Genomic DNA, 16,782 nt, shown 5'->3' on the forward strand with positions numbered 1-16,782 from the left:
TTGAATCAGCCCGTGCAGACCAGCGCGAGGATTTCGTCGCCTGAGGGTTGTTCGCTCATCGGCTCGACGAAGGGCCGGGCGGGATCGGCCTGGCGGACGCCGGTCTGGACGCCCTTGTCGTAGAGCTCGGCGCGGCCGATCGTCAGCTGCTTGCTCTGGCAATCGAGCAGCACATCGGCGATCGCATAGCGCGGATCGCCGATCTTGCCGGCGCGCAGGCGGAAATAGCGAAGATTGCCGGAGCTCTTGAGGCTGTCCGTCGCGACGGCGCTGGCATAGCCATCCGCCGTCACGAAATCCTTCCATTCCTCCGCCGCCGCAGCGACGGGGAAGCCGGCGACGGGGAGGGGGGCGACCGCCAGGGCCAGGGACCAGGCGATCGCCTTCATCGGGATTCCCTCAGGCCGCCAGGTTGCGCAGCACGTACTGCAGGATGCCGCCGTGCAGGAAATATTCCAGCTCGTTGACCGTATCGATCCGGCAGCGGGTCAGGAAGGTTTCGGTGCGGCCGTCGGCCCGGGTGAGGATGACCTCGACCTCCTGGCGCGGGCGGATATCCGCCACGTGCTGGATGGTGAAGCTTTCCGAACCGTCGAGCTCGAGCGTCTGGCGCGTCACCCCGTCAGCGAACTGCAGCGGGAGCACGCCCATGCCGACCAGGTTCGAGCGGTGGATACGCTCGAAGCTCTCGGTAATGACAGCACGGACGCCGAGCAGGTTGGTGCCCTTCGCCGCCCAGTCGCGCGACGAGCCGGTGCCATATTCCTTGCCGGCGATGACGACGAGGGGCGTGCCGTCCGCCTTGAAGCGCATCGCGGCGTCGTAGATCGGCATGATCTCGCCGTCATATTTGGACATGCCGCCTTCGACGCCGGGGACCATCTCGTTCTTGATGCGGATATTGGCGAAGGTGCCGCGCATCATCACGTCATGGTTGCCGCGGCGCGCGCCGTAGCTGTTGAAGTCGGCGCGGCTGACCTGATGCTCCTGCAGATAGGTGCCGGCCGGGCTGTCCGCCTTGATCGAGCCGGCCGGGCTGATGTGATCGGTGGTGATCGAATCGCCGAGGATCGCGAGCGGGCGGGCCTCGATGATGTCCTGCACCGGTGCCGGCGTCATGGTCATGCCGTCGAAATAGGGCGGGTTGGCGACATAGGTCGAGCCGGCGCGCCAGCTGTAGGTGTCGGAGCCTTCGACCTCGATGCCGCGCCATTTCTCGTCGCCGGCATAGACGTTGCCGTAGCGCGCGCGGAACATGGTGTCGTCGATGTTGGCGGCCATCACTTCGGCGATCTCGGCATTGGACGGCCAGATGTCCTTGAGGAACACGTCCTCGCCGTCAGAACCCTTGCCGAGCGGGGTTTCGACCATGTCCTGCGTGACCGTGCCCTTGATCGCATAAGCGACGACGAGCGGCGGCGAAGCGAGGAAATTGGCGCGCACGTCCGGCGAGACGCGGCCCTCGAAGTTGCGGTTGCCCGAAAGCACCGAGGCAGCGACGATGTCGTTCTCGTTGATCGCCGAGGATATCTCGGTCGCGAGCGGGCCGGAGTTGCCGATGCAGGTGGTGCAGCCATAGCCGACCAGGTTGAAGCCGAGCGCGTTGAGATCCTCGGTCAGGCCGGCCTTGTTGAGATAGTCAGTGACGACCTGCGAGCCGGGGGCGAGCGAGGTCTTGACCCAGGGCTTGGAGGTGAGGCCCTTCGCGCGGGCCTTGCGGGCGACCAGGCCGGCCGCGACCAAGACCGACGGGTTGGAGGTGTTGGTGCAGCTGGTGATCGCGGCGATCACGACGTCGCCGTCGCCGATATCGTCCGGCCGGCCTTCGACTGCGGCGCGGACGGGCTGCTCCTTCTTGTAGACCTTGAACAGATCGCCGTTGAACACTTCGTCGACCTTGTTGAGCGAGACGCGGTCCTGCGGGCGCTTCGGGCCGGCGAGGCTGGCCTGGACGGTGCCCATGTCGAGCTCGAGCGTGTCGGTGAAGACGGGATCAGGGCTGTTCTCGTCGTGCCACAGGCCCTGCGCCTTGCAATAGGCCTCGACCAGCTCGACCGTCTCGTCCGGGCGCGCGGTGAGCTTGAGATATTCGATCGTCTTGGCATCGATCGGGAAGAAGCCGCAGGTCGCGCCATATTCCGGCGCCATGTTGGCGATGGTCGCACGGTCAGCGAGCGTCATCGAATCGAGGCCGGGGCCGTAGAACTCGACGAAGCGGCCGACCACGCCCTTGGCGCGGAGCATCTGGGTGACGGTGAGCACGAGATCGGTGGCGGTGATGCCCTCGCTCATCGCGCCGGTCAGCTTGAAGCCGACGACTTCGGGGATGAGCATCGAGACGGGCTGGCCTAGCATCGCTGCCTCGGCCTCGATTCCGCCGACGCCCCAGCCGAGCACGCCCATGCCGTTGACCATGGTGGTGTGGCTGTCCGTGCCGACCAGCGTATCGGGATAGGCGACGAGATTGCCGTCGCCATGCTCGCCCCAGCTGGCCGAGGACCAGACGCCCTCACCGATATATTCGAGGTTCACCTGGTGGCAGATGCCGGTGCCGGGGGGCACGACCTTGAAATTGTCGAGCGCCTTGGAACCCCATTTGAGGAATTCATAGCGTTCGAAATTGCGCGAATATTCGAGATCGACATTGTCGCCGAACGCCTGGGGCGTGCCGAATTCATCGACCATCACCGAGTGATCGATGACGAGATGGACGGGGACGAGCGGGTTGATCTTGGCCGCATCGCCGCCGAGCTTGGTGATGGCATCGCGCATCGCGGCGAGATCGACCACGCAGGGAACGCCGGTGAAATCCTGCATCAGCACGCGGGCCGGGCGATACTGGATCTCGCGATCGGAGCGGCGCTCCTGCTGCCAGTCGACGATCGCCTTCACGTCCTCGGTGGTGACGGTCTTGCCGTCCTCGAAGCGGAGCATGTTCTCCAGGAGAACCTTCATCGAGAAGGGCAGGCGGCTGATGTCGCCGTACTTCTCGGCGGCATTGGCCAGCGAATAATAATCGTAGGACTTCGAGCCGACCTTGAGCGTGGTGCGGGCGCCGAGCGTATCCTGGCCAATGGCGGTCATCCGGGGTGGGTTCCTTCCCTGTCTGGCCGGGCGCGGCGGGGAGGCGGAAAAGTTCCGCGCGGGCGCGCTCCGGCGATGTGCGAATGCGTAGAGTCGCGCGGGCTTTAGCAAGGGGGTCCCGGTTGGGGAAGGGCGTGGGCGAAGGGATTTTTACGCTGCGCAGCGTCCGTCGTCAGCGCCCCAATCGCGCGCGGGCCGGTGAAGGGAGCCAGAAGATTGGAGAGGGGAAATCGGTGGAGCCGAAGCGCGGCGCCGCCAAATGTCATTTCTCGAATCGGAAGTTCGTTTCGATGCAGCCCTTGTAGGGCCCATTTGCTGCGCCGATCAGCGCGGCACGGTCTTCGTCCTGGGCGAACGCGACTCGTTTGGCGCCATAGCGGACACCTACTGAAGCAGGGCGCTTCTGCAGATCGTAGCTGTACCCGTCGACGTCGATCCGAACCCGCCCTTCCGAAAAGGTGGCGGAGAAGGATTCTCCGCCATCGCAATCATATTGCCGCTCGTCGGTGGGTGCATTGCCCGCGTAGCGGGGGGCGCAGGCGACGAGGGCCCAGCAAACAAACGTCACGATCAGGATCGGCGCCGCGCGCCTGCCGGCTTTTCGACGGTCAGTCGCCATGGTTTCCAATCACGATCGACACCGCCCGGCGATTGGTCGCATAGGACCCATCGTCCGACCCGAGCGCCTCGGGGCGTTCCTTGCCGTAGGAGATCGTCCGGATGCGCGAGGGGGCGATGCCCTCGGCAGCCAACAGCGTCGCCGCGGCACGGGCGCGGCGATCGCCCAGCGCGAGATTATATTCGCGCGTGCCGCGTTCGTCGCAATGGCCTTCGATCGAGAATCCGACATCCGGATGCTGCCGCAGCCACGCCGCCTGCCGCACCAATGTCTGGCGTGCCTCGGCGCTGAGCGTGAAGGAGTCGTAGGCGAAGAGCACGCGGTCGCTCCCCGCTGCGTCGACCAGGTCAGCCTGCAATCCGGCCAGGCCGTTCGGCGCGGCCTGGGACTCGCCAGCTCCGGGCGCATAATTGTTGCCGTCGACCGGCAGTTTCTTGGTGGCGCAACCGGCCAGCATCATCGCGCCAATGGTGGCTGTCAGGATTATCTTGCTCATCATTGTCTCCCCCGGATCGGTCACGCGATCCTTAGAGCGGCGGGAGCAGGGGGCGTTACTATAGGTTTTTTATGCATGGACGGCTCGGGCGGGCCCCGCCTATCCCGGAACTGCGAGCACCGCCACCGCGCTCCCCCGCGCGGAATTCCCCCTCCTGAAGGCGGTGCTCCACTCACCACGGCGGCGGGCAGGCCATTGCTCCCGCGGACTTTGCCCAGCCGCCGTGGACCAGCCCGCATATGAGGGTAGAGTCGGTGCGGGGGCGATTGGGGCAACAGGATAGGGCAATTGCCAACCGATGATTGATCCTCCCGCCTCGCTGCTCGGGACGATGCGTAAAGTGACGCTGCATCTGAGCGGCGGACAGTTCCTGCTCACGCTCGTGCTCGTCACCCTGTCCGCCACGGGCTCTTTCGCCGCTGCCCATTATTATGGCGAGGTCGCGGCGGCGCTGGTCTTCGTGCTCGGCATCACGGTGGCCGGTGCGCTGTGCGGCCTCGCCTCGGCCCTGATCGCTGCGCTGGTCGCGTTCCTCATCTACAATTTCTACCTGACCGAGCCGGTTCTGACCTTCCGGCTCGCCACCGGCAGCGATATCGCGCCGCTCGTCATCTTCAACCTGTGCGCGCTGGTGTCCGGCGTGCTCGCGGGCCGGCTCAAGGATCATGCCGAAGCTGCCCGGTCGAGCAACCTCCAGCTCAATAGCCTGTTGGAGCTGAGCCGTGCGCTGCAATCCGCCCAGCGGCTCGAGGATGTCATCGCGACGGTGGGCAAGGCTTCCCATGAGGTCCTGGGGGCAAGGGTCGCCCTGTTCCGTGCCGATGGCGAGGATCTGATCCCCCTCGTTTCCCCGTCGAACAACGGCCAATGGCGGCGTTTCGCCGAGACCCTGTTGTCGAGCCCGGCGCCGATGCGCCAGGGCACGCTGATCGGCCGCCGTCTCGACGGCGGTACCGCGCTGCCGATCGTGATGATCGTAGAGCCGTTCCGGCCACGCGGATTCGAGCCGGCCTTTGTCGACGCGCTCGGCAACGTAGTCGCGTTGGCGCTCCAGCGCGCCGCTCTGTCCGAACAGATGACCGAGCGCCGCGCATCTGCCCGGGCGGAAGAGCTGAAGACGGCGCTGCTCGCTTCGGTAAGCCATGATTTCCGCACGCCGCTGACCGCGATCAGCGCGTCGGCATCCAGCCTGATCACCTATGGCGAAAAGCTCGATCCGGAAACCTCGTTGCGATTGCTGCAAGGCATCGTCGAGGAGGGAGAGCGGCTCAACCGGTACACCGCGAACCTGCTCGAGATGAGCCGGCTGGAAAGTGGCAGCGGGCCTGCCTCGCTGCAGGTTCTCGGTGTGTCGGAGATGGTCGCGGCGGCGATCCAGCGGGTGCGGTCGCGCGCAGGCGCGCGGACGATCGTCCTGCAGCATCCCGAATCCGATCTGCAGATCGCCGCGAACCCCGCATTGTTCGAGCTCGTGCTGATCAACATCCTCGACAACGCGATCACCTACAGCGAGGAGTTCACCCGTATCCGGATCGAGATATCCGGCCGCGACGGGCTTTGCGATATCGTCATCGCGGATGAAGGCTATGGCATTCCCGCGCAGGATGCCGAGCGCGTGTTCGACCGTTTCTACCGCGTCGCGCGCAGCGAGGCGTCGCCGCGCGGGAGTGGGCTCGGGCTGGCGATCGCCAAGGGTTTCGTCGAGGCGCTGGGCGGCACCATCGGGGCGACCGTCCCGGGGATCGAGGGGCGCGGCACCCGCATCACCATCAGCCTTCCGCTTGTCGAAGGGATTGGCACCACATGACTCATATCCTCCTCGTCGATGACGAGCCTTCGCTGATCGCCGTGCTCCAGCCGGTTCTGGGCGCCGCCGGTTATCAGGTGATCATCGCGACTGACGGCAGCAGCGCATCACGCCTCGCATTGGACGAACGCCCGGACGTGGTTCTGCTCGATCTCGGCCTGCCCGACATGGACGGCAAGGAAGTCATCCGGCGCATCCGCGCGGCCAGCGCCGTGCCGATCATCGTGATCTCGGCGCGGCACCAGGAAGTGGAGAAGATCGCCGCGCTCGACAATGGCGCCGACGACTATGTCAACAAGCCGTTCGAAATCGGCGAGTTGATGGCGCGCATCCGCGCCGCGATCCGACGCGGCAAGAGCCTGGAAAGCGAGCCGGAGACCTATTCGGGCGGCTCGCTCGACATCGATTTCCCGGCGCGGCAGGTCATGCTCGACGGCGAACCGGTCAAGCTCTCTCCCAAGGAGTTCGATCTCCTGCGCGTTCTCGCGCTCAGCGCCGGACAGGTAGTGACGCACAAGCGGCTGCTGGCCGCGGGCTGGGGATCGGAAGGCGCCGACAGCCAGTATCTGCGCGTCTATATGGGCCTGCTGCGCCAGAAGATCGAAGAAAACCCCAGCGATCCCCGCTTGCTGCTGACTGAACCGGGTGTCGGCTATCGCCTGACACCGGGTGCGTGAGATGACGGGATGATCGATGTACGAACTCGCGAGGCATTGGGACAAAGCCGGTTGCCGGGGCTGGAAGCGCTCCATCACTTCTCGTTCGGGCAATATCAGGAGTCCGCGCGGAGCCGCTGGGGCGCCCTGACCACCCTCAACCACAATATCCTCGACCCGCGCGCCGACATGCCGCCGCACGCCATCGACGGCGTCGATATCCTGACGATCGTCCGCAAGGGCGTGATCGCGCACCGCGTCAACATGGACGATGTCGACCGCACATTGGCCGGCGAGGTGCAATTGCTTTGCCCGGGGCGCGGTATCACGCATGCCCAGAGCAATCCCGGCGCCAGGCCTGCGGAATTCGTCGAAGTCCGGCTGCGGATGGAGACAGTGCCGGAGCGCATACAACGGCGCACCGTGAGATTTCCCAACCGTACCCAAACCGGACGTCTCGCGCTGCTCGCCAGCGGGTTTCGGGAGGACCGTCTCGCGATGCCGTTGCAATCGCATACGCGTGTGTTTGGCGCGCGTCTCCCGGCCCGGGGTGCGATCGATTACGCGCTGACGCGATCACGCCACGCCTATGTGATGGCGCTCACGGGTTCGGTGGAGATCGACGGCCAGACCATAGGCCCGCTCGAAGGCGCCGCGATCACGAACGAGACGATGATCCGGATCGAGTCGCGTAAATTCGCCGAAATCCTGCTGATCGACACGCGCTGAACAGGGCAGCGCTATTGATGCTTCGACAAGGCGATGAGCCGGTGCCGGGATACCGGATGCGTCAAACCTCCCTGCGCCTGATCCGGAACGATTGACCGCCGTCAAAAGCAGGCGCTGCGGCGGGTGATAGCTGCGTCGTATCCGCTCGCTTGCGAGCTTTCGGGCGAGACAATGCCGATGAACCAAGGGACACAAGCTGGCCGTGCCTTCTGGCAACGGTCGCACCACCTCAATCGCATGACCTTCGGCGAACTGGTGCGCGCCTATCTCGGCCACTACACGATACTGACCTATCTCGGCCTGACGGCGGCGTCGGTCGGCATCTGGCTGTGGCATCCCGCCGCGGCGCTGCCCACACTGGCTTCGGCCATGCTGGTGATGCTGGCCTATCCGCTGGTCTGGTACGTGCTGCATCGCTGGGTGCTGCACTGTCACTGGATGTTCAAGGTGCCGGCGCTGGCGCGTGTGTGGAAGCGAATCCACTATGATCACCACCGGGATCCCAACCACCTCGAAGTGCTGTTCGGCGCGCTCTACACGACGCTGCCGACCTTGCTGCTCGTCGCCGCGCTGCCGGGCTGGCTGATCGGCGGCGTCGGCGGCGCGGCGGCGGGGTTTGCCGCAGGGCTGCTATGGACCTGCTTCTACGAATTCTTCCACTGCATCCAGCATCTTGCCTACAAGCCCAGGGCGAAGATGCTGGTGATGATGAAGCGGCGCCATCTCGAGCATCATTTCCATGACGAGGACGGCAATTTCGGGATCACCAACTTCTTGTGGGATCGCCTGTTCGGCACGCTCTATATCCGCGCCGACCGGCCGGCCAAGAGCCCGACCGTCTTCAACCTGGGCTATACGGAGGAAATGGCGGCCCGCTATCCCTGGGTCGCAAGGCTTTCGGACGCGGAGGCGAGGGACATGCACGGCGGCGGGCGAAGAACGCGGGCCTGATGCCGCAGCGAAGCCGCCGGCGCCCGTCCGATGACACGGTGCCTGATCTGTATCATCCGGGGACGGCGATTGGCTCGCCACGGTGGAGTGCCGCTATCCCGTCCTGTACGCCGGAGGTGTGCATACTCACCTGATATTCAGCAACACGGCCTTGCTCGATGACGATGCCGGCGATGACAATCCCGGCGGCGAGAAGCTTGCGCAGCTGATTGCCGCGGGGCTGCCGGGCCATGGCTTCCAGCTCAAAAGGCTCGCCCATGAAGATTGGGGCTGGGTCGTCATGATCGACAATCCCGCCTTCTCGTTATGGGTGGGTTGCGGCCCGCACCCTGATCAACAGGACGGCCATCTCTGTTTCATCGAACCGGGCAAGCCGAGGATCTGGCGATGGCTGAAGCGGATCGACACGACCGAAACCATCTCCGCGCTTGCAGTTGCCCTTGAATCGATCGTCGGATCGGCGGCCGGCACCACTGGGATGCGGTGGTGGTCCGAAGACGAGGCGCGCCTGTAGGGGGCATGCTATGCGTTGCCTGCCAATGGGCGGCAGGAGGATGCAGTGCGGAGCAGATCGACCCGAATGAATCGCACATCGCCCGTTCGATGCCGGTGATCGTCACCTATGGTGGCGCCGCGCTGGCGGAGATTGCCGGCTGCTTCGCCTTCTGGGCGTGGCTGCGCCTTGGCAAGTCGCCCTGGTGGATCGTGCCGGGCATGGTCTCGCTGGCATTGTTCGCGTGGTTGCTCACCCGCGTCGATGCCGATGCGGCGGGGCGCGCTTATGCGGCCTATGGCGGCGTCTATATCTGCGCCTCGCTCGGCTGGCTCTGGGCTGTCGATGGCGTCCGGCCCGACCGCTGGGACGTGGCGGGCGGGATCGTCTGCCTGATCGGCGCCGGGATCATCCTGTTCAGTCCGCGCACGGCCTGACCCCACGCGAAGGATCAGGCAGCACGCCGCCGCGCCGTCGCCCAGGCCATCAGCGTCGGCAAGACCAGCAGCGTCAGGAGCGTCGCGGTGAGCAGCCCGCCGATCACCACGGTGGCCAGCGGCTTCTGCACCTCGGCGCCGGCACCCGACGCGATGGCCATTGGCACGAAGCCGAGGATCGCGACCAGCGCGGTGGTGACGACCGCGCGCAGGCGGCTGGCCGCGCCCTCGATTGCCGCCGTGATGGCATCAGCGCCATCAGCGAGGCGCTGCCGGATGCTCTGCATCAGGACCAGGCCGTTGAGCGTCGCGACGCCGGAGACGGCGATGAAGCCGACCGCGGCCGAGATCGAGAACGGCATGCCCCGCAGCAGCAGCGCCAGCGCGCCGCCGACCAGTGCCAGCGGAACGCCGGCGAACACCAGGCCCGCTTCGGCGACCGAGCCGAGCGCGAGGAACAGCAGCACGCCGATCACCAACACCACCAGCGGCACGATCAGCAGCAGCCGGGCGCTGGCGCGTTCGAGATTTTCGAACTGGCCGCCCCATTCGAGCCAGCTGCCCGGCGGGACAGGGACTCCGGCGGCGACCTTTGCGCGGGCCTCACGCACGAAGCCGCCGAGATCGCGCCCGCGGACATTGGCCTGGATGACGATCCGGCGCTTGCCGTTCTCGCGGCTGATCTGGTTGGGCCCGTCGGCCGTGTCGAACCGGGCGACGGCGGACAGCGGCACGGTGGGCGCGCCCGCCGTCTCCTCCTCGGGCAGGACCGGCAGCTGCGCCATGACCGCCGGATCGTCGCGCAGCGCATCCGACAGCCGCACGACGACCGCGAACTTGCGATCGCCCTCAAGCACATGGCCTGCGTCGCGCCCGCCAAGGCCGATGGCGAGCGCGTCGGCCGCGTCGCTGGCATGGATGCCAAGCGAGGCGGCGGCGGTGCGATCGACCGAGGCGGTGATCGTCGGCTGGCCCGAAATCTCCTCGACCCGCACGTCGGCCGCGCCGTCGATCCCGCGCAGCGTGGCGGCGATCCGGTTGGCTGCACGGCCGAGCACGGCGAAATCGTCGCCATAGATCTTGACCGCGACGTCCGACCGGACGCCGGCGATCAGCTCGTTGAAACGCATCTCGATCGGTTGCGTGAATTCATAGCCGTTGCCGAGCAGCTTGCCGAGCTGGCCTTCCATGCGGGCGACCAACTTCGCCTTGTCGAGCCTGGGATCGGGCCATTCGGCGCGTGGCTTCAGCATGACGAAAGTGTCCGAGATGCTGGGCGGCATCGGATCGGACGCGACCTCGGCCGTGCCGGTACGGGCGAAGACCAGCGCCACCTCGGGATTGCGCTTGATCGCGCGTTCCACCTGGAACTGCATCGCCTGGCTTTGCTCGAGCGAGGTGGAAGGCACGCGATATGCCTGGATCAGCAGGTCGCCTTCATCGAGCGTCGGTACGAACTCGCGGCCGAGGCTGAGGAACGCGACCAGCCCGATCAGCAGCGCCGCCACGCCGCCGAGCGCGACGGCGCCCGGATGCGCGACTGCCTTGCGCAGCAACGGCGTATAGCGCGCCTGGAGTGCGGCGACGGCCCTGGTCTCGCGGTGGACCGCCGGCTCGCGGACGAACAGCGCGACCATCGCCGGCACGAAGGTGAGCGAGAGGATGAACGCGCCGGCAAGCGCCAGCATGACGGTGGCCGCCATCGGGCCGAACATCTTGCCCTCGACGCCCTCGAACGCCAGCAGCGGTGCATAGACGAGCAGGATGATCGCTTGGCCGAACGCGGCCGGACGCGCCATTTCCCTGGCGGCCTCGGCGGCGAGCGACAGGCGCTCGGCCATGGTCAGGCTGCGGCCGAGCGCGGCGCGCGATGCGCCCAGCCGGGCCAGGCTGTGTTCGATGATCACGACCGCGCCATCGACGATCAGCCCGAAATCGAGCGCGCCGAGGCTCATCAAATTGGCGCTGATGCCGAACCGGTTCATCGCCGCGGCCGCGAACAGGAAGGACAGCGGGATGACTAGGGCGGTGATCAGCGCGGCGCGGATATTGCCGAGCGCGACGAACAGCACGACGACCACCAGCAGGGCGCCGAGCGCGAGGTTATGCTCGACCGTGGCGATCGTCGCATCGACCAGCTTGGTGCGATCGAGCGCTGGGCGGACGATCACGCCGGGCGGGAGGCTCGGCCCGATTTCGAGCAGCCGTGCGCCGACGCGTTTCGCGACCGCGCGGCTGTTCTCGCCCTGCAGCATCAGCGCGGTGCCGACGACGACTTCGCGCCCGTTCGCGCTTGCCGAGCCGAGCCGCGGGGCACGGCCGATCTCGACCGTCGCGACGTCCGATACGCGGATCACCTGGCCGCCGCGGTTGAGGATAGGGGTCTGGGCGAGCTCCTCGACCGTGCGGATGCGTGCATCGGCGCGCACCACATAGGCCTCGCCCGCGCGGCTGACATAGCCCGCGCCGGCGATGCGATTGGCATGTTCGAGCGCCTCGACCAGCTGGACCAGCCCGACGCGATAGGCGGCGAGCTTCGCCGGATCGGGATGGACGGCATATTCCTTGACGTAGCCGCCCAGCACATCGACCCCGGCGACGCCCGGCACGGTGCGCAGCTGCGGCGCGATGATCCAGTCCTGCACGGTGCGCAGATAGGTCGCCCGGGCGAGATCGCCGGTGAGGCGTTCGCCCTCCGGCGTGACATAGACGGCACCCGGCTTCGCCGCCGGGCCGCTGAACTCGACCGTCCAGATATAGACTTCGCCGAGACCAGTGACGACCGGGCCGAGCGACGGCGTGACGCCGTCCGGCAGATCGGCGCGGACGGCCTGGAGCCGTTCGTTCACGAGGTTGCGGGCGGTGTAGATATCGGTGCTGTCCTGGAACACCGCGGTGATCTGCGAGAAGCCGTGGCGCGAGAGCGAGCGGGTGCCGATCAGGCCGGGCAGGCCGGTGAGCGCGGTTTCGACCGGGAAGGTGACCTGGCGCTCGACCTCTTCCGGGCCGAGCGCGGCGGCAACCGTCGTCACCTGAACCTGCCGGTTGGTGATGTCCGGCACCGCATCGATCGGCAGGCGGGTCAGTTCGCGCAGGCCGAATCCGGCCAGCACCAGGGCGATGAGCACGACAAGCCAGCGCCGGCGCACGGAAAGATCGATCAGTCGGTCAAGCATGGTCAGTCCTCATGCCCGCCTTCGCCCTTGGCGAGTTCGGCCTTGAGCAGGAAAGCGCCGGGGCCGGCGATGCGTTCGCTGCCGGTGAGGCCTTGCCGGATTTCGGTGCGGCCCGATCCGGACGGTCCGGTGACGACAGGGCGGACGCGGAAGCCGCCGGCTTCGGCGACGAAGACGCTCGGCACGCCGTCGATCGTCTGCACCGCTTCGCTCGGCACGGTGATGGCTGTCCCGCTGCCGGCGGCAAGCCGTGCCGACAGAATGGTGCCGACTGGTGGCGCGGCGCCCATCGCGCGGGCGCGGACGATGCCGGGCGCGCCGCCGGTCCCCGGGGCGACCGCGGTGACGACCGCATCGATCGCACCGCCGCCGGGCAGCTGCGCCCTGATCGTGGCGCCGGGATGGACAAGGCCGAGGCTCGCCGGCGGCATGTCGAACAGCAGTTCGACCAGCATGGGGTTGGCGAGCGTCCCCACCTCCCCACCGGTCGCGATCACGCTGCCCGGGGCTACCGTGATCCGGTTGACGATGCCGGCGATCGGGCTGCGGACGACGAGCAGTCCGTTCGATCCGGGGGAGCCCTGCGCGGCCGTCTGGGCGCGGGCGGCGCGCAGCTCGGCCTCGGCCTTCAGGGATGTCGCGCGGGCGGCTTCCCAATCCTGCCGGGCGGATACGCCGGCGTCGAACAGGCGGCGTTCGCGCGTGGCGCCGGCGCGGGCGGCATCGACGCCCGCGGCGGCGGCATCGAGCGCGGCCCTTGTGGCGGCGCCGTCGGCGCTGCGCAGGGTGGCGATCGCTGCGCCGACGCCGACGCGCGTGCCCGCGGCGACGTGGACGGAAACGACGGTTCCGCCGATGGGGGCGCCGACATTCGCTTCGGCATTGGGCGCGAAGACGACGCGACCGGCGAGCAGCAGATCGGCACCGCCGCCGCGTTCGGGCTGGACGATATCGACGCCTGCCGCCGGGGCATCGGCTGGCTGGAGCGGGACGAAGCCGGGCGGTGCATGCGCTTCCGCCCCTTCTTCATGGTTAGCTTGCGCTACCTCGGCAGGGCCGGTGAAGCGCGCGACGCCGAAGCCGATGGCGCCGGCAGCGACGAGGCCGGCAGCGCCGAGGGCGAGGAATTTGCGATCGATCGTCATGAGATCGCGCCTGCCAGGCTGACGCCACCGAGCCGGGCGAGTTCCGCCGCAGCCTCGATCCGCGCCAGGCGCACCTCGATCGTTCGGGACCTTGCGTCGATCAGCGCGCGGCGCGCGGCGAGCAGCTCGATCAGCGGCAGCTTGCCGCCGTCGTAGCCGATCCGGGCGAGCCGATAGGCTTCGGCGGCGGCGGCTTCACCCTCGCCGGCGGCCGAGACACGGGCCTCGGCCGCGCGGACCCGGCTGCTTGCCGATCGGCGCTCAGCCCCGGCCGAGGCAGTCGCGTCGGCGAGCCGTGCTTCGGCGCCGCGCGCGCCGGCGGCGGCGCTGTCGACGGAGCCGCGATTGCGATCGAACAGCGGAAGCGGGACCGATACGCCGGCGATCAGTGCGGTGGCGCCGGCGCCTTCGAGCCGGCGGGCGCCGAGGCTGACGGTGAGATCGGGGATGGCGCGGCGGCGCTCGCTGCCGATGCGCCACTGCGCTGCATCACGCTCGGCGCGGGCCACACTGACGGCGGGGGTATCGTCGCGGCTGCCGGCCAGCGTGGGCAGGGGCGCGTCGAGCAGGCCGCCGGCGACTGCGGTGAAGCCGGTCGGGGCGCCAGTAAGGGCACCGAGGCGGGCGAGCGCGGCATCATTCTCCGCCTCAGCGCCAGCGAGATCGCCCCGCGCGGTCGCTACGGCGGCGTCGGCCTGGACGCCGCGCACCCGTGCCTCGCGGCCATGCTCGACGAGCAGATGGGCGGCGCGCGCGTCCTGTGCGGCCAGATCGAGCGCTTCGCGCGCTATGGTGAGTCGCGCGGCCATTGCCTCGGCCGTGGCATAGGCGACCGCGAGATCGCGGGCGAAATCGGCGCGGACCTGCCGCGCACGGGCGCCGGCGGTGCGCAGTTCGGCATCGGCCGTGGCGGCGCGGGCGGCGCGCTTGCCGCCAAGCTCGAACGGCTGCTGCACCGTCAGCGTCGTTTCGGCCTGGTCGAACCGGCCATAGGGGCGGCTGCCGGCGAAATTCTCCACTTCGGCGCCGAGCGTCGGATTGGGCCGGGCACGCGCCTGGCGCGCGAGGCCGCGCGCGACGTCGATCTCGGCATCGCCGGCTGTCAGCCGGGGGGCGGAATCGGCGGCGCGGCGCAGCAGCTCCGGGAAGGCGGGCGCGACCTGAGCCGCGGCGGGGGCGCCGAAGGACGAGGCGGCAGCCACGGCGACGGCCGCGGCAAGGATGGCATGCATGGGACTGGACTCCTGACGGACAGCGCAAGCCCGGCCGGCATCGCTGCCGGCGGACGTCGGGCGTGATCGTCAGGCCTGGGGTGGGCGCAGGGCCGGGTCAGTCCCGGTCGAGTGAAGCGCCGCAACCGGCACTGCGCAGCGAATTGCCGGTGCAGTGGTACGGGTGCGGGCCTGCATCAGCTGGACGACGCTGAGATCGTGGCCATGGCAGACGCCGTGATGGTGCGGCGTGGCCCGATCAGAATCGGCCGGAACCTCGTCCGCATCGCCCGCGCTGTGTTCGCCATGCGCAGCGGCGACCGAGTCGATGGGCAGCATCGATTCCGTCGCATGCGCGCCGGTTCCGGCCCACAAGGTCAGGACCAGCATCAGGCAGGCAAGGAGGGGGAGCAGGCGACGCATCGTTCGGCTCCCTATCACCCGGCGCTTGGCCGGGGAAGGATCGTTGCGCCGAAGGGCAGGCCGAGCTCCGCGGAGGCCTGGCGGATGATCTGCGCGCCGCCCCACAGGCCGAGCCCGGCCATGATCGCGGCGACGATCAGATCGGGCCAGGCCGTGCCGGTGCCGAACACGCCGAGCGCGGCGAGCAGCACCGCTAGATTGCCGATCGCATCGTTGCGCGAGCAGATCCACACCGAGCGCATGTTCGCGTCGCCCGTGCGGTAGCGATAAAGGAGCGCCGCGACCGCGACATTGGCGAGCAAGGCGATGAAGCCGACCGCACCCATCACCTCGGCCTGAGGTGCCGATCCGTGCAGCGCGCGCCACCCGGTCGCACCGAGCACGACGAGGCCGAACAGGAAGATCGTGCCGCCCTTCAGCAACGCCGCCCGGGCACGCCAGGCGAGCGCCATGCCGGCGACGCCGAGGCTGATCGCGTAATTGGCGGAATCGCCGAGGAAATCGAGCGCGTCGGCCTGCAGCGCCTGCGATCCACCGGCGACGCCGGCGATAAGCTCGCCGACGAACATCGCCGCGTTCACCGCGAGCGCGATCCACAGCACGCGCCGCCAGCGCGGATCGCTGGTCCCCTGTGGCTTGTCGCCCGCGCAGCTGGTGCAGACCATCATCGTCCTCTCGACTTTTCCCGAGTCGGACCGGCATATGCACCCTGTAGCAACTGCAGGGTCAAGCGCATGGCGGCATTCACCATCGGCCAATTGGGCAAGGCGACCGACACCAAGGTGGAAACCGTGCGCTATTACGAGCGCATCGGCCTGCTGGCGCCGCCGGGCCGGACCCAGGGCAATTACCGGGCCTATGGCGGCGATGCGCTGTCGCGGCTGAGCTTCATCCGTCGGGCGCGCGACCTCGGCTTCTCGCTCGACCAGGTCCGCGAGCTGCTCGATCTGGCGGAACAGGGACAGCGCGATTGCGGATCCGTCGACGTGCTGGCGGTAGCGCACCTCGCCGAGATCGATCGCAAGCTGGCGGACCTGAGCGCATTGCGGCGGGAACTGGGGGCGCTGGTCGAATCGTGCGAGGGCGGCACGATTTCCGACTGCCGCATCCTGGAGGCGCTGGCGCCGCGCTAGAACAGGGCGCCGTCGGCTGGATCACTTCTCCCGCTCGCCCTGAGCTTGTCGAAGGGCCGTTCTTTCTTCCGCGGAAGAGAAGAGCAGGGCTTCGACAGCCCCGGATCAAGTCCGGGGCCGAACGGAGTGTGGGGATCGACGCAGCTCGAAATGCGATGGCGGGCTCAGGCCGGTAGGGTGACCCACACATCGACCGGCACGACGACCTTGCCGGGGGCAGGCTTGCCGACATCGACGCGCTGGGCGGTGACGCGCTCGCCCGTGGTGAGGACGAAGCCGGCGCCGGGGCGGGGCATGCGGCCAAAGGTCATTTTCTGGATCGGCGCGCCGGTGGCAGCGTTCATGATGGTGGCGATGATGCTCATCGCGGGGCGATAGACGGGGTTCGGCCCGGCTGTCGATGGGCCGAATCTCCCGTGCTT

17 protein-coding genes are annotated in these 16,782 nt (G+C 68.0%); 7 read left to right on the top strand and 10 right to left on the bottom strand.

Annotated features, from left to right (window positions below; genetic code table 11):
- Positions 1-5 precede the first annotated feature (5 nt).
- The 4 genes from U1769_RS06840 to pal all read right to left on the bottom strand — a co-directional run bounded on the left by U1769_RS06840 (position 6) and on the right by pal (position 4,199).
- Positions 6-389 carry a hypothetical protein gene (locus U1769_RS06840; RefSeq protein WP_332713941.1) on the bottom strand — a complete coding sequence of 128 codons (384 nt, stop codon included), beginning with the start codon at positions 387-389 and terminating at the stop codon, positions 6-8.
- Between the two features lie 10 nt (positions 390-399).
- Positions 400-3,084: an aconitate hydratase AcnA gene (gene acnA, locus U1769_RS06845; protein WP_332713944.1), complete on the bottom strand. Its 2,685-nt coding sequence runs from the start codon at positions 3,082-3,084 to the stop codon at positions 400-402.
- 262 nt (positions 3,085-3,346) lie between these two features.
- Entirely contained in the window at positions 3,347-3,703 is a 357-nt protein-coding gene (locus tag U1769_RS06850) for an MliC family protein (protein WP_332713947.1), read from the bottom strand.
- Positions 3,693-4,199, bottom strand: a complete 507-nt coding sequence (gene pal / locus U1769_RS06855) for a peptidoglycan-associated lipoprotein Pal (RefSeq protein ID WP_332713950.1) — start codon at positions 4,197-4,199, stop codon at positions 3,693-3,695. Before pal ends, U1769_RS06850 begins: the two co-directional genes overlap by 11 nt.
- Positions 4,200-4,497: 298 nt before the next feature.
- On the opposite strand from pal, the gene U1769_RS06860 reads away from it, so the two are divergent.
- The 6 genes from U1769_RS06860 to U1769_RS06885 all read left to right on the top strand — a co-directional run bounded on the left by U1769_RS06860 (position 4,498) and on the right by U1769_RS06885 (position 9,272).
- Positions 4,498-6,006 (top strand): sensor histidine kinase, encoded by a 1,509-nt coding sequence (locus U1769_RS06860; protein ID WP_332713953.1) that lies wholly within the window; start codon positions 4,498-4,500, stop codon positions 6,004-6,006.
- On the top strand, positions 6,003-6,683 hold the full coding sequence (locus U1769_RS06865) for a response regulator transcription factor (RefSeq protein ID WP_332713956.1): 681 nt from the start codon (positions 6,003-6,005) through the stop codon (positions 6,681-6,683). The genes U1769_RS06860 and U1769_RS06865 overlap by 4 nt, the downstream gene beginning before the upstream one ends.
- A 9-nt stretch (positions 6,684-6,692) precedes the next feature.
- The gene (locus tag U1769_RS06870; RefSeq protein WP_332713959.1) at positions 6,693-7,391 is read left to right on the top strand and encodes a pirin family protein; all 699 of its coding nucleotides are present in this window, start codon (positions 6,693-6,695) and stop codon (positions 7,389-7,391) included.
- Between the two features lie 237 nt (positions 7,392-7,628).
- Complete coding sequence (locus U1769_RS06875) at positions 7,629-8,342, top strand: sterol desaturase family protein (protein WP_332713962.1); 714 nt, start codon at positions 7,629-7,631, stop codon at positions 8,340-8,342.
- A gap of 118 nt (positions 8,343-8,460) precedes the next feature.
- A complete protein-coding gene (locus U1769_RS06880; RefSeq protein ID WP_332713965.1) occupies positions 8,461-8,856 on the top strand; it encodes a hypothetical protein in 396 nt (131 codons plus the stop codon).
- An 89-nt stretch (positions 8,857-8,945) separates the two neighbouring features.
- A complete protein-coding gene (locus tag U1769_RS06885) occupies positions 8,946-9,272 on the top strand; it encodes a YnfA family protein (protein WP_332713967.1) in 327 nt (108 codons plus the stop codon).
- Between the two features lie 14 nt (positions 9,273-9,286).
- Here U1769_RS06885 and U1769_RS06890 read toward each other — a convergent pair whose 3' ends face one another.
- The 5 genes from U1769_RS06890 to U1769_RS06910 all read right to left on the bottom strand — a co-directional run bounded on the left by U1769_RS06890 (position 9,287) and on the right by U1769_RS06910 (position 15,892).
- Positions 9,287-12,448, bottom strand: coding sequence for an efflux RND transporter permease subunit (locus tag U1769_RS06890; protein WP_332713970.1), 3,162 nt, complete (start codon positions 12,446-12,448; stop codon positions 9,287-9,289).
- A gap of 2 nt (positions 12,449-12,450) precedes the next feature.
- A complete protein-coding gene (locus U1769_RS06895) occupies positions 12,451-13,593 on the bottom strand; it encodes an efflux RND transporter periplasmic adaptor subunit (protein ID WP_332713973.1) in 1,143 nt (380 codons plus the stop codon).
- Positions 13,590-14,825: a TolC family protein gene (locus U1769_RS06900; protein WP_332713976.1), complete on the bottom strand. Its 1,236-nt coding sequence runs from the start codon at positions 14,823-14,825 to the stop codon at positions 13,590-13,592. The genes U1769_RS06895 and U1769_RS06900 overlap by 4 nt, the downstream gene beginning before the upstream one ends.
- Positions 14,826-14,894: 69 nt before the next feature.
- Positions 14,895-15,227, bottom strand: a complete 333-nt coding sequence (locus tag U1769_RS06905; RefSeq protein WP_332713979.1) for a hypothetical protein — start codon at positions 15,225-15,227, stop codon at positions 14,895-14,897.
- 14 nt (positions 15,228-15,241) lie between these two features.
- Positions 15,242-15,892, bottom strand: coding sequence for a cation efflux transmembrane domain-containing protein (locus U1769_RS06910; RefSeq protein WP_443030332.1), 651 nt, complete (start codon positions 15,890-15,892; stop codon positions 15,242-15,244).
- Positions 15,893-15,961: 69 nt separating this feature from the next.
- Here U1769_RS06910 and U1769_RS06915 point away from each other — a divergent pair, with 69 nt between their 5' ends.
- Positions 15,962-16,360 (top strand): MerR family transcriptional regulator, encoded by a 399-nt coding sequence (locus tag U1769_RS06915; protein ID WP_332713985.1) that lies wholly within the window; start codon positions 15,962-15,964, stop codon positions 16,358-16,360.
- A gap of 164 nt (positions 16,361-16,524) precedes the next feature.
- Here the strand turns inward: U1769_RS06915 and U1769_RS06920 are convergent, their stop codons facing one another.
- Complete coding sequence (locus U1769_RS06920) at positions 16,525-16,725, bottom strand: hypothetical protein (protein ID WP_332713988.1); 201 nt, start codon at positions 16,723-16,725, stop codon at positions 16,525-16,527.
- Positions 16,726-16,782 lie beyond the last annotated feature (57 nt).

Origin of the sequence: Parasphingomonas zepuensis, assembly GCF_036663735.1 — a bacterium.
Lineage (GTDB): Bacteria > Pseudomonadota > Alphaproteobacteria > Sphingomonadales > Sphingomonadaceae > Sphingomonas.

Excerpts from the sequence above, each read along its gene's own strand:
- U1769_RS06840 (WP_332713941.1), bottom strand. The coding sequence starts at position 389 with ATGAAGGCGATCGCCTGGTCCCTGGCCCTGGCGGTCGCCCCCCTCCCC.
- acnA (WP_332713944.1), bottom strand. The coding sequence starts at position 3,084 with ATGACCGCCATTGGCCAGGATACGCTCGGCGCCCGCACCACGCTCAAG.
- U1769_RS06850 (WP_332713947.1), bottom strand. The coding sequence starts at position 3,703 with ATGGCGACTGACCGTCGAAAAGCCGGCAGGCGCGCGGCGCCGATCCTG.
- pal (WP_332713950.1), bottom strand. The coding sequence starts at position 4,199 with ATGAGCAAGATAATCCTGACAGCCACCATTGGCGCGATGATGCTGGCC.
- U1769_RS06860 (WP_332713953.1), top strand. The coding sequence starts at position 4,498 with ATGATTGATCCTCCCGCCTCGCTGCTCGGGACGATGCGTAAAGTGACG.
- U1769_RS06865 (WP_332713956.1), top strand. The coding sequence starts at position 6,003 with ATGACTCATATCCTCCTCGTCGATGACGAGCCTTCGCTGATCGCCGTG.
- U1769_RS06870 (WP_332713959.1), top strand. The coding sequence starts at position 6,693 with ATGATCGATGTACGAACTCGCGAGGCATTGGGACAAAGCCGGTTGCCG.
- U1769_RS06875 (WP_332713962.1), top strand. The coding sequence starts at position 7,629 with ATGACCTTCGGCGAACTGGTGCGCGCCTATCTCGGCCACTACACGATA.
- U1769_RS06885 (WP_332713967.1), top strand. The coding sequence starts at position 8,946 with ATGCCGGTGATCGTCACCTATGGTGGCGCCGCGCTGGCGGAGATTGCC.
- U1769_RS06890 (WP_332713970.1), bottom strand. The coding sequence starts at position 12,448 with ATGCTTGACCGACTGATCGATCTTTCCGTGCGCCGGCGCTGGCTTGTC.
- U1769_RS06895 (WP_332713973.1), bottom strand. The coding sequence starts at position 13,593 with ATGACGATCGATCGCAAATTCCTCGCCCTCGGCGCTGCCGGCCTCGTC.
- U1769_RS06900 (WP_332713976.1), bottom strand. The coding sequence starts at position 14,825 with ATGCATGCCATCCTTGCCGCGGCCGTCGCCGTGGCTGCCGCCTCGTCC.
- U1769_RS06905 (WP_332713979.1), bottom strand. The coding sequence starts at position 15,227 with ATGCGTCGCCTGCTCCCCCTCCTTGCCTGCCTGATGCTGGTCCTGACC.
- U1769_RS06910 (WP_443030332.1), bottom strand. The coding sequence starts at position 15,892 with ATGGTCTGCACCAGCTGCGCGGGCGACAAGCCACAGGGGACCAGCGAT.
- U1769_RS06915 (WP_332713985.1), top strand. The coding sequence starts at position 15,962 with ATGGCGGCATTCACCATCGGCCAATTGGGCAAGGCGACCGACACCAAG.
- U1769_RS06920 (WP_332713988.1), bottom strand. The coding sequence starts at position 16,725 with ATGAGCATCATCGCCACCATCATGAACGCTGCCACCGGCGCGCCGATC.